The following is a 14,278-nucleotide window of genomic DNA, read 5'->3' on the forward strand; positions in this document are numbered from 1 at the left end:
TCGTGGTGTGCGGTGGTATGATACGGCAGGACTAGCACTACACGGTGAACAGTGAAAACCATAGCCAAATCACCCTTTAATCGCATGACGCAACACTCGCGTGGGCACACGTGGCTATTGCTTAGTGCTATCCCCGTTTTGCTCATTTTTTTCGGTGCATTACTAGTCGCTGGACAGCATTTTTTCAGCAATGAGCGCTACAGATTAGAGTCAGATTTCACCTTAACGTTGGCGTATATTCATGAGCAGGAAAGTTTCCTAGCTCAGCTAAGAGCTGATGCAACCAAACTTGAGGCGGGTACAGAACCTGAACCCCCACCTGTAGAAAGTGGCCGTTCTGTCAGTATCTGGCGTCCCACGGCAAGCGTCTCTTTTTCGATGATTTGCGACCTAGATTGCCATACTCCTAAAGAGGCTTACGGCACGTTAGGAGCAGACCTTGCTGACAGTTTTGCATCGTTCTGGGCTCGCTCCTATTTTCCATCAGGTTACTTTTTCCTATTTCACCCTGATCTGGAAGACAGTTTGAGCATCCCTGAGTTGGAGTCTTCTCGTACGGATACGGTGTTGCCCATTGCTTCGTATAAAGAGGCACGCCAGCAAATTCAACCTTTCAGAAAGCCCAAGCCTGGTGCGTCAATGGTGCAATGGTTCTCGTTGCCAAAACATCCTTTGCATATGCTGGGCATGATGCAGATTTCTTTACCGGGTTTTCCTTTACCGGGTGTAGACCCTACCCAGTTTCAGGCAATGAGCCTCTTTGATAAAGGTAGGTTACGTGAGTTTTTTAATCAAACTGAAGCGCCAGTAGGTTATAGGTTCTGGTTGCATCATGCTGATCAAGGCTTGTTAGTTGGCAAAGACGACTCTCCCGATTTGGGTCAGGACGGCTTCACCATCAGCCTACAAGGGCTAGCTTTCCAGATTCAAGACCCCTCGGGCACATGGATAGGTCGCTATCTGATCAGCCCTAGCCAATTACTGGATAGTTCTTGGGTGCCTTTGGGCACAGTGATTTTTCTATTCTTAAGCCTTCTGGGCGGAGTAGCTTATGCCCGCTGGTATGGGCGTGGCGTGGTAGAGCCTGCGCATCAAGCACAGCGTGCATTGCTGGAAAGCCAAGACTTCAACCGCAGCATTATTAATACGTCGCCAGTCGCATTGTGCGTGATCAGCAAAGATGAAAGACAGGTGATTTTTGGTAACGCCCAAGCGTTGGAGTGGCTGGAACTCGAGGTGGGAGACACCTTACCCGATCAAGCGCCACTATCCCTTGCCCTCAACACACTACAGCAGCAGTGGCCTAGCAACACCGAAGGTAAGGTGGATTTAGCTGATGGTCGTAGCTTACATTTGGCTTGCGCGCCTAGTCGCTACCAGGAACAAGATGTTTTGCTTTGTGTGTTGATGGATCTGACGGCACAAGAAGAGATTCAACGTGAGTTAGAACGTGCGCGCATAGCGGCTGATGAAGCAAGCACAGCTAAGTCTGCTTTCTTGGCTACGATGAGCCATGAAATCCGCACCCCTTTGTATGGCGTATTGGGCTCGCTGGAGTTGCTGTCCATGACCGAGCTTAGCGCTCAACAGCAACAACAGGTAGACCGAATTCAAGGGGCCTCGCGCCAACTGCTGCAAATCATCAGTGATATTCTTGATATCAGTCGCATCGAGGCAGGTCAAACGCATGTGCAGTCAGTTCCTTTAGACCCTGTTGCCTTGGTGCAAGATTGCACAGCCACGTATACGGCCATGGCGCAGCAGAAAAACTTACTGTTATTCTGCCATGTAGATCCAGACATACCGCGCAGTATCTTGGGTGATCCCCTACACATACGCCAGATTCTGAACAACTTAATTAGTAATGCCGTTAAATTCACCCAGGCCGGGCATATCATTGTTCGGCTACGACAGGAACAAGCAGCCCAGGGACGCACGAGTTTGTTGTTCCAAGTGGCTGATAGTGGTGTAGGTATTCCGCACGAACGCCAAGACAATCTGTTTACGCCTTTTTATGTTGCTCACTCTGGCGAGCACACCATACATGGCGCTGGTTTAGGTTTGTCCATTTGCGCCAGACTCGCAGAGTTAATGGGCAGTCAGATCCAATTAACCAGTGAGCCAGGCTTAGGCAGTAGTTTCTCTTTTACGTTGAATACCACCATAGAACCTGTAGACGTAGAACGCTGCCCTCCCCCTAATTTGCAAGGGCTACGGCTGCATGTACGCACGCCGCATGTTGAGTTATCGGAATCCCTTTGCGCTTGGCTTAATCGTTGGAATGCTCAGGCGCGCGTGATATTGCCAAACTCACCGTTAACTGGTGGCGCCGACGATATTTTGTTCGACGTAATGATGCCTAGCAGTAATCCAGCGCCTCAGTGGTCTGGTCCTTATATCAGTGTTTCTGCACGAGATGGTAGTTCTACATTGCCTGAGGCTGATGGCACTAATCCTGAAAGTACTGCTCGTGCGCTAGAGCGTTGGATGAAGCAACAAATCACAACGACAGAACCCGTTGTTGAGGATACCCCACCACCGAAAAAGGCAGCCATCAAAGCGCATAGTAGTCCTGGATTGCATGTGATGGTGGCAGAGGATAACCCTCTTAATCAGGCCACGCTATGTGAGCAGCTAGAGAGCTTGGGGTGTCTGGTTACCCTTGCTCAAGATGGTGCAGAGGCGCTTAGCCTGTGGGATAGCAACAGTCATGATCTGTTGCTGACTGACGTGAATATGCCTAATGTGACCGGCGAGGAACTGGCTCGACGCTTACGAGCACAGGGAGTGACCGCCCCTATTATTGGCATTACTGCAAACGCCATGCGCGATGAGGCTCAGCGCTGTATAGAAAGCGGCATGAATGCTTGTCTCGTGAAGCCAATGGATTTGGCCACGCTGGATAATCTGCTGAAATCGCTGAGTCGTTCGCCTGTTCCTCAACGTTATAAAGCCATTTTCCGCAGCACTATGAGTAGTGATTTGCAGGCGCTGGAAATAGCTTTACAGGAAGATAATGCGGCCCAAAGTCAGGCTGTCTTGCATCGTATGGCGGGTGCTCTGGTGGTGATGGGACTGCATGACATAGCCGATAGAATCAAAGAGCTGGAACAAAGCTTCAAAGACAATACCGAACAACCAGAAACGCGACATCAAACGGCGCTTGAGATTTGTGATGCCTTACGCAAATTGATCGAGCAAACCTAGAGACGCACGCCATAGCAACTTGTTGTGCTACGTATTGCTCGATCATATATCTAGCTAAGTCCCCTTTTTATGGTGTCTGCAGTCGCTTGTATTCATCACACCCTGAGTAATTACCGCCTTCACAGGATGCTTTATAGAGAGCCTTGGCTTTATCTATATCCTGCTCAACGCCTGCGCCATTCTCATAATATCTGCCTAGGTTGACTTGAGATACGGCATCGCCTTGTTCAGCACCTTTTGCATACCATACGGCGGCTTCTTGGTCATTTTGTTCAACGCCTGTACCTGTGGCATACATATACGCTACAGAGCCAGGCGCCACACCTTGTTCGGCTGCTTTTAAATACCAACTAAAGGCTTGCTCTTCATCTCGCGGTAGTTCCTCGCCATACATATATTTTGTGCCCAAGGCCACTTGGGCTATGGCGTGCCCTGCTTCCGCTTCTGCTTTACAGATTGCTAATGGTGCATTTGGGCTCGTACATTCATTATTGGCAAGTACGCTCACTGGTAAAACCAGCAGGAATAGAAACGAAGCAACTTTCATATCAATCTCTGATGTGTGATGGATGCGAAACTACGTACATATTTATCGCCGTAGTGTATCGATTACAAAAATAGTGTTGGTTCATGAGGCTGGAGAATGTGTGGCTTTCATCACAGATGAGCCTTTTTTCGTGCCAACCCCTAATGCTGACAAAATCATAGCAAGACATAGCCAATCTGTAAGGCTAGGAGTTTGATTAACAATAAAAACAGAGCTAATCGTGGCAAAGACCGGGATTAATAGCGATAACGGTGCTACTTTGGATGCGGGGTATTCACGCAACAGCAGATTCCAGCCCCAATAGCAGAAATGGGTAGCCGCATAGGTTTGAAAGGCAAGGGAAAAAATTGCTACTGCATCAATGTGCAAGGCTAAGGTAGTAAATGGTGTTGTGCCGTGTAACCACCATGAGATCAGCAGTAAAGGTAATGGCGGGAAAAGACTAGCCCATATAACGAAAGCGAAAATTTCTTTTACCTTGGATAGCTTGATGATGATGTTGCCTATACTCCATGCAACGGCACTAATCAATACCAGAACTAAACCTATCGTTGTTGCTTTACTCGGACTGCTAACCAAAGTACCCAGCAGCCCGATTGCTGCAAAGACTACCCCTATCACTTGTGGCCACGTAAGGCGTTCACGAAACAGTAAAACGCCCCACCCTACTGTAAAAAATGCACTGAATTGAATGAGTAATGCGGCGTTACCCGGTGGCACACCTAAAGCAATCCCCACATTAATCAGTGCCCACATTGCTACTCCAAAGATCAAACCGTAGGCCACTAACCAGCGAGTTGCCACAGCGGGACGTTTAATAAAGAACACCCACGGTAATGCAGCGAAGGTAAAGCGTATGGCTGTAAGTAGTATGGGGTCTATATGCGCTAAACCAAGCTTCGTAATGGGAAAGTTAAGCCCCCATACAGCGGTTACAAGAATGGCTAAAACTAGGTGTTTTGTGAGCATGATCTTCATCTCTGTGCTGAATCGCGGCAGAATGCCTTGATGACCACGACACTATGCGCGTAGCTTGTTTGGCCCGCTTTCAATTTAAGGTCAAATAGAAATAAAATTGGGCCATGAAAGACACACACGACCTACCTTATGAGCACACGCCGCACGATGTCACGGTGACACGGCGAGACTATGTGGACGGGGAGCTATTTCCTTGGCATACGCATGGTCGTGGCCAATTTGCGTATGCGGCGTGTGGTGTTATTACGGTAGAAACAGAAGCGGGAAACTGGGCAGTTCCACCTTTGCGAGCTATTTGGGTACCTGCTGATATGGGGCATGCGATGCAAATGCGTGGGCCTGTCACGATGCTTAATAGCTATATCAGCCCTACTGCCGCACAGCGCGTAGGATTACCCACCTATTGTCAGGTGTTTGGGGTTTCTACACTGTTGCAACAGCTACTAGAAAAAGCCGTAGACGTTCCCTTACGCTATGAGCAGGATGGGCGTGAGAGCTTTTTAATGGGGCTGCTATTGCATGAAATTGCGGTGATGCCTGCCTTATCGCTTAACGCTCCCTTGCCTTCTGAACCTAGATTGGCCTACGCGTGTAATGCATTTCTGGCTGCGCCATCATTAGAAATGAGTATTGATGATATGGCGAAACTCGCTGCCATGAGCAGACGAACTTTCACACGACTATTCCGTATGCATACGGGGATTAGTTTTATAGAGTGGCGACAACAAGCGTGCTTATTAGCGGCCGTGGTTCGGTTGGGAAATGGGCAATCCATTACTCGCGTCGCCATGGAGCTTGGCTATAGCAGTTCTAGTGCTTTTACCTCTGCTTTTAAGTCTGTGCTAGGCGAAGTACCAAGCCGCTATTTTCAGAGGCGTTAATCATAACGTGCCGCTATTCGAGCCGTAAAACAGCTAGAAATAACGCCTAGATTTACGCCTTAAATCAGTCTTTAACTACTTGATTTCCCTAGTATTGCGCATACGGGGAAGCTTTTGTGCGCTCAGCAAAAAGCGCTCGCTTGTAGGCCATTCTTTCTGCTCACTAGAATGAGGGACATTTATCTCAACGCTAGCTGCTAGCAGTAAATGGCACGGCGTACACAGGAGGACTCACTCAGTCAGCAATCTCGTGAAAAGGCTTACTTTACGCATCCGTAATTCAGTGGCGTAACGTGTTTACAAAAAGACCAAGGAGACAATTATGACGCAACAAACTGGATCAACAACCATCGCTGAAATGCTTGTTCCCCCTAGCGCTCGCTTATCAAGAAACAACTTGATGATGGCATGGTGGGGAGTCTGTAGTGCTATGTTTTATTTAGTGGTCGCGGCAAGTTTGGCTTTAAATTTTGGTGCTATCAACGCCATTATCGGTATGGCCATGTCTGTAGTGGTATACGGCTTGATTAATGCTGTCATTGCACGCTATGCCATTAAAACGGGGCTATCAGTAGCTTTGTTTTCACAAATTCTCTTGGGCAGAACAGGATCTGTCATCGCTACCTTAATCTTCTTTGCCACCGCCATGTACTACGCCATTTTTGAAGGCTCAGTCATCGCAGTAGGTATTACTACCGTCTTTCCTAGTGTGAGCTACCCGTTAGCGGCATTAGTTGTCGTGCTGCTGAGTGTGCCATTAATGTTTGGTAATGCAATGCGCTGGCTAGACCGACTCAACGCTATCTTGTTGCCCGTCTACATTATTGGTTTAGTGGCTGCCATTGTCTTGGCCATCAGTTTGTATGGCTATAACGATCAGTGGCTGGCCTTAGGTCCGGCAGAACCTAGCCCATACGGGTGGTGGCATACCTTTGTGTATTACATGGGCATTTGGGTACTGATGATGTACACCTTTGACTATGCACGTTATGGCAAAAAAGAAGACAGCCGCTTTCATGCACGTGTTAACTTTGGGATGCCTTTTTATTTTGTGGCGTTTTTCCTCAGTGGCCTAGCCGGTATTTTCTTAGTGGCGAGTGTGCCTTTGGACGGTGGTCTAAGCGAAGTTTCGGTTTTGTTGGCGCTGTTAAAAATGATGGGTGTGTTGGGATTGCTGTTTGTCTGGGCCACACAAACCCGTATCAATACCGCGAACTTCTATTTGGCCGCTACAAATATGCAAGCCTGTATGACCCAACTCATCGGCGTCAGAGGACACTATCTGTTGTGGGCGCTTGTGGTAGCGGGCCTTGTGTACGTCTTGATGTTGGCCGACGTCTTTAGCTATTTGCTGCAAGCCTTAGCCTATCAAGGTATTTTCGTTGTGGCTTGGGTAGCTATGGCCTTAACGCACATTGCCCTAACGCATAAACAGACCTCGGCAACCTACATACAACAGCAACTTGAGCATGTAACCTTTCTACGAGTTGGGGCTGTAATGGCGTGGTTGTTGGCAGCCTTAACGGGGATCACGATTATGCATGTAGGCGGTGCGTACAGCAGTTTTTCTGCTCCCGTAACGATTGTGATCGCTTCAGTGGTATATGCTGCTTTCGCACGCGCCCCTGCCACTGTGCCAACCGTGGCAGCAGAGTGAAGCAATTAGGTGCTAGCTATCCTCATATTTCACAGCGAAGGGCCAGCTAAAGGTAAACTGTAGGTATATTTTTATTTTGCAGTACTTTTTATCTGGCTTTTATGTCCACTACATCTTTTAATACGCTCCCCCTGTTGCCTGTTTTGCTTGAAACCCTGCAAGGTTTGGGTTTTGAAAACATGACTGCTATTCAGGAGCAAAGTTTGCCTTTGATTCTGGACGGTAAAGACCTGATAGCCCAAGCCAAAACCGGTAGTGGTAAAACCGCTGCGTTTGGCTTGGGGCTACTGCAAACGTTAGACCCTAGCAAATTAGAACCTCAAGCCCTCGTGGTCTGCCCTACTCGTGAGTTGGCTGATCAAGTCACGACTGAACTACGTCGTTTGGCCCGCCAAATCCCTAACGTTCGTATGCTGACGTTATATGGTGGCGTACCTTCTAGACCGCAAACTGAAGCACTACGTAATGGTGCTCACGTTGTTGTGGGTACACCAGGCCGTATTCAAGACCACTTGGACAGAGGCAATTTAGATCTCACCGCCTTAAAAACTCTGGTGCTGGATGAAGCCGATCGCATGGTAGACATGGGTTTCAAAGACGACATGATTGCCATTGCATCGCATTGCCCTACCCGTCGCCAAACCCTGCTGTTTTCGGCTACGTACCCTGACAACATCCGTAAAATCAGCGCTAGATTCTTAAAGAACCCTGTAGAGATCAAAGTTGAAGCTCTGCATAGCTCTAGCCAGATCGAACAGATCTTCTACGAAGTTAGTTTTGACAATAGACTCAGCACGGTCGTGACTCTACTGAAGCACTTCCGCCCTGCTTCTACCTTGGTGTTCTGTAATACCAAAATGCGTTGCCAAGAGGTGGTAGAGGAACTGCGCTCCGAAGGCATTAGCGCTGAAACACTGACGGGTGATTTAGATCAGCGTGATAGAGACGAAATCCTCATTCAGTTTGCGAACAAAAGTTGTGCCGTATTGGTGGCTACCGATGTGGCATCTCGAGGTTTGGACATTCAGAACCTTGAGGCAGTGATCAACGTAGATGTGACCAAAGACGCGGAAGTACACGTACACCGTGTGGGACGTAGTGGCCGAGGCGATCAAAAAGGTCTAGCGTTGAGCTTGGTATCCGGCAGCGAAATGCGCTGGGTAAAACAGATTGAAGAGTACCAAGGCAGCCCAGTGAAATGGGGCCAAGCAAAAGGTTTGCGTGCTAAGTCTCAAGAGCCTTTGTTAGCACCGATGATGACCTTGCAAATACAAGGCGGTAAGAAAGACAAACTACGCCCTGGCGACTTATTGGGTGCGCTCACTCGCGACGTAGGTTTGAGAGGCGATCAAGTAGGCAAAATAGCCATTACTGAGTACAGCAGCTACGTGGCCTTAGATAGAAAAATCGCCAGAAAGTACTTTGATCGCATTGCTAACAGCAACATCAAAGGTCGTCGTTTCCGCATGCGTTTTTTGGAAGATAGGTAAGCGATTACTCACGCTATTGCCACATGACTACTTGCCCCTATTGGGGCAAGTTTCGTTATGACAGGTCAAAACGCTATAAACAAGCTCAGACACTCATTGAGTAGTGAGAGCCTTGGCGCTACAAAATGGTTTTATTTCCATTTCTATCCAGTTCAAACACCTTAAATTCCTGTAGGTAATGCTTTAACCACGTAGAAGCTTGGCCTAGTTGTGCTTGTTGTGACCATAGCAAATCCACACCCACAACCCAGTCTGTATGTGGGTAGGCCTCTAGTGGTAATTCTACTAATTCCCCAGACTCAATTTCTCGCAGAATCGACTGCCTTGGCAATGTAGTCCAGCCTAAACCGGCTCTAGTCATTTCTAGTAGCGCTGAATAGCTTTCCGCCTGCCAGCTATTCCCTGCGGTTAAATACTCAGTGGAAGGCAATCTATGCCCATAGGCTGAAAATGTTAATCGGCGATGGGCTCGTAGCTCAGCAAAGCTAATGGATGCATAGTACGCTAATGGGTGGTCTTTATGCGCGACGTGAGTCAATATCAACTTACCCATTTGTCTGAATGCTATACCGCGAGCATACGCCGGTTGCGAAAAAGTGATCCCAAGATCTACCTCCCCCTTCTGCACCAGTACAGCCACATCGCCGTCCATTGGATGGCGAATCGTCACATCTAAATAAGGAAATTGCGTAGACAGCGCTTGTAAAGGTTGGGCAAGCACTGGGTACGGAATTTCTATCGCTAACAAAAGCTCTGACTGCGGAATATCCAATAGCTGATGCGCATGCATTTCCAGGTTGCTGCATCTATCCAAAACTAGTTCTGCTTGACGCAACAACTGCACCCCAGCAGGGGTTAAAACGGGCAGTTTTGCTTGTCTATCAAAAAGCTCTACACCTAGATCTACCTCTAAGTTGGCGACAGCGGCACTCACTGTTGATTGGCTTTTACTGATGGCGCGTGCGGCTGCTGAAAAAGATCCTTGTCTAGCTACTGCGCTAAACATTTCTAGCTGCTCGATTGAAAAACGCATGTCTCTCTCATCTATCGGATTTTCCGATGAATATTAATTATGTTCAATTGCAAAGCTGATTGATGATAGCAGCAAGCTCTAACAAAAAGAGTACTACGTGGCATCCACCACAAAGGAGACAAGTATGAAAAACAGCGATTCAGTTCATCCAGTAGATGAGGTTCTACCCTTACGGCAGTTGGCTAGCTTTGGCTTGCAACACGTGCTCGTTATGTACGCCGGCGCCGTAGCCGTACCGCTTATTTTAGGTAGCGCCTTAGGGCTGACTACTGAGCAAATGATTACGTTGATCAATGCCAACTTACTGACCTCTGGCGTTGCCACGTTAATTCAAACCTTAGGCTTTTGGCGCTTTGGTGCTCGTCTGCCCTTAATCCAAGGCTGCTCGTTTATTGCTATTGCCCCCATGATCATGATTGGTCAGCAATATGGTCTAACGACTGTGTTCGGTGCTGTGATTGCAGCAGGTGCATTAACCATAGTGATTGCTCCCTTATTTAGTCGTTTATTGAAGTTCTTCCCGCCAGTAGTCATAGGAAGTCTGATTAGCGTTATTGGTATCTCGCTGATGCCGGCTGCAGCTATATGGCTAGGAGGGGGTAATCCAGATGCAGCAGATTTTGGTGCGCCCGAGAATTTACTGTTGGGCTTAGCTACCATCGCCATTATTTTGTTCATTCATGCGAAGTTCTCAGGCTTTGTAGGCAACCTGTCAGTGTTAATTGGCTTGTTGTTTGGTACTGCTCTCGCCATGGCAATGGGATACACCGATTTCACACGTGTTGGTGAGGCGGCATGGTTTGAATTAAGCCCACCTTTTGCTTTTGGGATGCCGCAATTCGCATTAGCCCCCACACTGGTCATGATGATGGCGATGCTAGTCATCATGGCTGAGACCACCGGCAATGTACTGGCTATTGGAAAAATAACGGGTAAACCAGCCAATCAAACCACACTAGGCGATGCCTTCCGGGCAGATGGTTTATCTACCATGCTTGGCGGTGTATTTAACAGCTTTCCGTATAACGCTTTTACTCAGAATACTGGCTTAATCGCCATGTCGAATGTGCGTAGTCGGTTTGTCGTGGCAGCAGCTGGCGTCATTATGATTTTGATGGGGCTTTTCCCTAAACTCGGCGCCTTAATTGCGACCATCCCTCGTCCGGTGTTAGGTGGTTGCGCCATTGTGATGTTTGGCATGACAACGGTTGCGGGTATTCAAGAGCTGAGTAGGGTGAGGTTCGAAGGAACACGAAACGGCTTGATTGTGGCTGTTTCCATCAGTGTGGGGGTATTGCCCATGTCATTCCCTGCCCTATTTCAACGCGTAGATGGCCCACTAAAACTGTTTGTGGAAAGCGGCATCTTTTTAGCCGCGATCACCGCCATTTTGTTGAACCTATTACTCAATACCAAAGAAACGCTAGCGGCCGGCAAAGAAGACTCTGCGGCCCCTATTCTTGCACACCAGAAAGGAGTTAATCATGACTAATACTTACGTTGACAGTACAGAGCTCAGTCCCAGAGATATGAAACTGCTACGTCAAACCATTGTGCTCTCTGAGCAATCTAAGAACAGCGGTAGACACCCTTTTGCCGCACTAGTGGCAGATGGTAATGGAACAATAGTCTGCATGGCTGGAAATAACTCTATGCCACCTGAGGGAGATCCAACACAACACGCAGAATTACGTGCTGCTGCAGAAGCTGCTAAGTTGCTGTCTCCTGAAGAGCTCGCCAAATGCACCTTATATACTAGTGCTGAGCCTTGCTGCATGTGTTCTGGAGCAATTTATTGGTGCGGTATAGGGCGTGTAGTCTATGCATTAGCCGAAGAAAAACTATTAGAGTTAACTGGCGATCATCCCGAAAACCCTACATTTTCGTTGCCATGTAGAGAGGTGTTTGCTCGTGGCCAAAGACCCGTTACAGTCATAGGCCCTTTGATCGAAGAGGAAGCTGCTGTTCCACATCACGGCTTCTGGACCTAAGTGGTATTACAGTCTTAAATACTGCGCATCATGCTGTGTAGGTTCCTTATCTAGCACAGCATGCTATGGTGTAGTCTGCTTGAGTGAGTCGGGCGCTCCCCTCGGGGCTAGCCCGACTTTTTATTTATGGAGATTTACATGAGCTTTACCGTCTATTTGTCTGGCGAGATTCACACGGATTGGCGTGAGCAGATCGCCAACGGTGCCCGCGCGGCCGGATTGGACATTCTTTTCACCGCACCAGTGACTGATCATGAGGCCAGTGACGCGGCAGGCGACCATTTAGGTCCTGAAAGCGAGTCGTTTTGGCGTGATCACAAGTCATCCAAAGTAAATGCCATTCGTACGCGTACCTTGATCGAGAAAGCCGATCTGGTAGTAGTACGTTTTGGTGATAAGTACAAGCAATGGAATGCCGCTTTTGATGCTGGTTTCTGTGCCGCCTTGGGTAAGCCCTATATTACCCTGCACGCAGAAGACATTATCCACCCACTTAAAGAGGTGGATGCCAATGCTCAAGCCTGGGCGACAACGCCTGAACAAGTAGTGGAAATTTTGCGTTATACGCTGAAAGCCTAAGCAAGCAAAAAGCCGCCAGTATGTGGCGGCTTTTTTGTTATGCACTCGTGCTAAGAAAGGTGGCTAACCGTACGAGACCAGTCATGTTTTGCCTAACAATTGTTTGCGATATATAAGCCTAGAGAGCCGATGGCACCGTGCGCGCTGTAGTATAGTTTTGCATCATTATGGGAGACGCAAGTGGGCTTACTGAAACGCATTCTAGGCAAACGACAAGCAACGACGACAGAAACTAGCGCTGATACGAGCGAGGAAGTAGTACTCGTCAATGCCTATGCAACCGTTACAGACATTCCAGAATTGGACTTCCCGCACGAGCTACTGGGTCAGCGCGATCTTTCTGACCCTGATTTAGCAGAACATTTAGATGGCTTTATTGGGTATGTAATGAGCCGTGGCGATGGTCAAATGACTGCCATGCGTTATCACCTATGGCGTCATCTTCAGCGTGTGCAAAATCACATTAGCATGAAGGTGAAGCAACAGGATTTATCAGCAATGAGCGCCTGGGCGGCGCGTGCTAATGCGTTGCTGTTTATGCCAGATGGTTCCGTGCGAACGCCAGATCTGACTTTGTTAATGACTGCTGATGGCTTGTTTTTTGAACATGAAGCCTTGCCGTATCTGCCTGACGCTTTAGCACGACGTGAAAAAAGTCTGAAGCAGTTGGCTCAGCTAAACCCTACCCCGCCCGCTTCTATGCCTCCCGTATTGGCTGAGGCTGAGGTTCATCTGCGATCGGTATCCGATGTCGTACACCGCGCACTTAGCTTGTTTTGCGTAGCGTCTGAAGGGCTGGTTATTTTAGATAAGGAAGACAGTAGTTTGCCGTTTATGGCTGAGCACAACCCTGTTGGGTTGGCGATGCTAAGCCCGCAAGAGAAAGCCTTTATTTCTGCTGAAGAGCCAGATGAGCATATGGCAATACAGATGAGCTGGCGGCATGAGGCGTTGAATGTTTTGTTGTGGGCGTTATCTAAGCAGCCTGAGCCATTGTCACCCGCCTCAGACGTTGTAGAGTCTCAAGTGATGTTTGATAAAGCAATGAGACTGATTGAGCTCAACAATACTGGCCATGTATTTACATTGCGTCCCACGGCTGAAATTTTGGATCAACTTGATCTAACGTGGCGCCAGCATTGGATTACTAGGCAGGCTGCGCAAAGTGATGCTGACGTTGAGGGGTTAATTTCAGGCGTGGTGATGGAAAGGCACTATGCGCTAAATTGGCTGACTAACTTTCAAAATGATATTGGTACAGCCTGGGATGATATAGACACCCCTACATGATCTATTGGTTGAATTCCCAAGCATCTAGCATTCGTTGGGCTTCATCTATGCTACCTAAAGCCGTAGCAAGGTCTGTACGTATGCTGTGATAGCCCGTTTCAACCAGTGCTTCATCGTCAAATTGATCGTCATCCAATGCGCAATAGCTGGTGGCGACGGTCGCTAAAGCACCTATTGCGGTGTTCAAGTCTTTAGCAAAGAAAGTAGGTTCCCATTTTCCCGCACCATGGAAAGCAAATAAGACATGCCCTGTGCTTTTGTCGTAAATAAAGGGATCACCACCTTGCTCGGCGATAACAAGCCAATTGGAGTCCCAATCCTCAAGCGCGTGTTCGGGGCTCTCTGACCAGGCGTATCCAGCCTGCAGTGAAGCAAGTTTGCTAAGTGGAGGAATACACACTGGGTTGCCGCCAACGGTTAAGGTGCAACCTACTGGGCCTACTTTTTCATAGTAGGTCTTACCCAAAGGCCCTACGTGCAGATAAAAATCAGCGATAGCTGCGGGCAAGGCGTTGAGATCGGTCCACTCAACTGCTGTCTGTGAGTGTAGTTGGCCAAAAGGTTCTAAAAGCGTGCGTAGTGTAGCGGCAGTAAACATGAGTGGGTTCTGTAGAGTATCTAGGTA

The 14,278-nt window shown here is 48.2% G+C and carries 12 protein-coding genes; 8 read left to right on the plus strand and 4 right to left on the minus strand.

The features are described 5' to 3' along the window. The first annotated feature begins 51 nt into the window (after positions 1–51). The gene (locus tag ACLO87_RS07695; RefSeq protein WP_430223275.1) at positions 52–3,207 is read left to right on the plus strand and encodes a hybrid sensor histidine kinase/response regulator; all 3,156 of its coding nucleotides are present in this window, start codon (positions 52–54) and stop codon (positions 3,205–3,207) included. A 67-nt stretch (positions 3,208–3,274) separates the two neighbouring features. Here the strand turns inward: ACLO87_RS07695 and ACLO87_RS07700 are convergent, their stop codons facing one another. After that, positions 3,275–3,754 carry a tetratricopeptide repeat protein gene (locus tag ACLO87_RS07700; RefSeq protein ID WP_430223276.1) on the minus strand — a complete coding sequence of 160 codons (480 nt, stop codon included), beginning with the start codon at positions 3,752–3,754 and terminating at the stop codon, positions 3,275–3,277. Between the two features lie 81 nt (positions 3,755–3,835). Further along, positions 3,836–4,723, minus strand: coding sequence for an EamA family transporter (locus tag ACLO87_RS07705; RefSeq protein WP_430223277.1), 888 nt, complete (start codon positions 4,721–4,723; stop codon positions 3,836–3,838). Between the two features lie 113 nt (positions 4,724–4,836). On the opposite strand from ACLO87_RS07705, the gene ACLO87_RS07710 reads away from it, so the two are divergent. The 3 genes from ACLO87_RS07710 (at position 4,837) to dbpA (ending at position 8,760) form a co-directional block, all read left to right on the plus strand. Continuing rightward, positions 4,837–5,613, plus strand: coding sequence for an AraC family transcriptional regulator (locus ACLO87_RS07710; protein WP_430223278.1), 777 nt, complete (start codon positions 4,837–4,839; stop codon positions 5,611–5,613). 322 nt (positions 5,614–5,935) lie between these two features. Further along, positions 5,936–7,270, plus strand: coding sequence for a purine-cytosine permease family protein (locus ACLO87_RS07715; protein ID WP_430223279.1), 1,335 nt, complete (start codon positions 5,936–5,938; stop codon positions 7,268–7,270). 101 nt (positions 7,271–7,371) lie between these two features. Further along, positions 7,372–8,760: an ATP-dependent RNA helicase DbpA gene (gene dbpA, locus ACLO87_RS07720; RefSeq protein WP_430223280.1), complete on the plus strand. Its 1,389-nt coding sequence runs from the start codon at positions 7,372–7,374 to the stop codon at positions 8,758–8,760. A gap of 118 nt (positions 8,761–8,878) precedes the next feature. On the opposite strand, the gene ACLO87_RS07725 is transcribed toward dbpA, so the two are convergent. Next, positions 8,879–9,793 carry a LysR family transcriptional regulator gene (locus ACLO87_RS07725; protein WP_430223281.1) on the minus strand — a complete coding sequence of 305 codons (915 nt, stop codon included), beginning with the start codon at positions 9,791–9,793 and terminating at the stop codon, positions 8,879–8,881. Between the two features lie 124 nt (positions 9,794–9,917). Here ACLO87_RS07725 and ACLO87_RS07730 point away from each other — a divergent pair, with 124 nt between their 5' ends. From ACLO87_RS07730 to ACLO87_RS07745, 4 genes are all read left to right on the plus strand, one after another. Beyond that, complete coding sequence (locus ACLO87_RS07730; RefSeq protein ID WP_430223282.1) at positions 9,918–11,285, plus strand: nucleobase:cation symporter-2 family protein; 1,368 nt, start codon at positions 9,918–9,920, stop codon at positions 11,283–11,285. Further along, a complete protein-coding gene (locus ACLO87_RS07735; RefSeq protein ID WP_135862871.1) occupies positions 11,278–11,784 on the plus strand; it encodes a nucleoside deaminase in 507 nt (168 codons plus the stop codon). Before ACLO87_RS07730 ends, ACLO87_RS07735 begins: the two co-directional genes overlap by 8 nt. Before the next feature lie 138 nt (positions 11,785–11,922). Beyond that, on the plus strand, positions 11,923–12,363 hold the full coding sequence (locus ACLO87_RS07740) for a YtoQ family protein (protein WP_430223283.1): 441 nt from the start codon (positions 11,923–11,925) through the stop codon (positions 12,361–12,363). Positions 12,364–12,543: 180 nt separating this feature from the next. Further along, a complete protein-coding gene (locus ACLO87_RS07745) occupies positions 12,544–13,653 on the plus strand; it encodes a DUF4272 domain-containing protein (protein ID WP_430223284.1) in 1,110 nt (369 codons plus the stop codon). Position 13,654: 1 nt separating this feature from the next. Here ACLO87_RS07745 and ACLO87_RS07750 read toward each other — a convergent pair whose 3' ends face one another. After that, positions 13,655–14,251: a hypothetical protein gene (locus tag ACLO87_RS07750; RefSeq protein WP_135862875.1), complete on the minus strand. Its 597-nt coding sequence runs from the start codon at positions 14,249–14,251 to the stop codon at positions 13,655–13,657. Between the last annotated feature and the right edge of the window lie 27 nt (positions 14,252–14,278).

It is taken from the genome of Paenalcaligenes sp. Me52 (assembly GCF_050487965.1).
GTDB lineage: Bacteria > Pseudomonadota > Gammaproteobacteria > Burkholderiales > Burkholderiaceae_B > Paenalcaligenes.

Bases quoted from the DNA above. Each gene is read 5' to 3' on its own strand.
- ACLO87_RS07700 (WP_430223276.1), bottom strand. From the start codon at position 3,754: ATGAAAGTTGCTTCGTTTCTATTCCTGCTGGTTTTACCAGTGAGCGTA.
- ACLO87_RS07705 (WP_430223277.1), bottom strand. From the start codon at position 4,723: ATGCTCACAAAACACCTAGTTTTAGCCATTCTTGTAACCGCTGTATGG.
- ACLO87_RS07710 (WP_430223278.1), top strand. From the start codon at position 4,837: ATGAAAGACACACACGACCTACCTTATGAGCACACGCCGCACGATGTC.
- ACLO87_RS07715 (WP_430223279.1), top strand. From the start codon at position 5,936: ATGACGCAACAAACTGGATCAACAACCATCGCTGAAATGCTTGTTCCC.
- dbpA (WP_430223280.1), top strand. From the start codon at position 7,372: ATGTCCACTACATCTTTTAATACGCTCCCCCTGTTGCCTGTTTTGCTT.
- ACLO87_RS07725 (WP_430223281.1), bottom strand. From the start codon at position 9,793: ATGCGTTTTTCAATCGAGCAGCTAGAAATGTTTAGCGCAGTAGCTAGA.
- ACLO87_RS07730 (WP_430223282.1), top strand. From the start codon at position 9,918: ATGAAAAACAGCGATTCAGTTCATCCAGTAGATGAGGTTCTACCCTTA.
- ACLO87_RS07735 (WP_135862871.1), top strand. From the start codon at position 11,278: ATGACTAATACTTACGTTGACAGTACAGAGCTCAGTCCCAGAGATATG.
- ACLO87_RS07740 (WP_430223283.1), top strand. From the start codon at position 11,923: ATGAGCTTTACCGTCTATTTGTCTGGCGAGATTCACACGGATTGGCGT.
- ACLO87_RS07750 (WP_135862875.1), bottom strand. From the start codon at position 14,251: ATGTTTACTGCCGCTACACTACGCACGCTTTTAGAACCTTTTGGCCAA.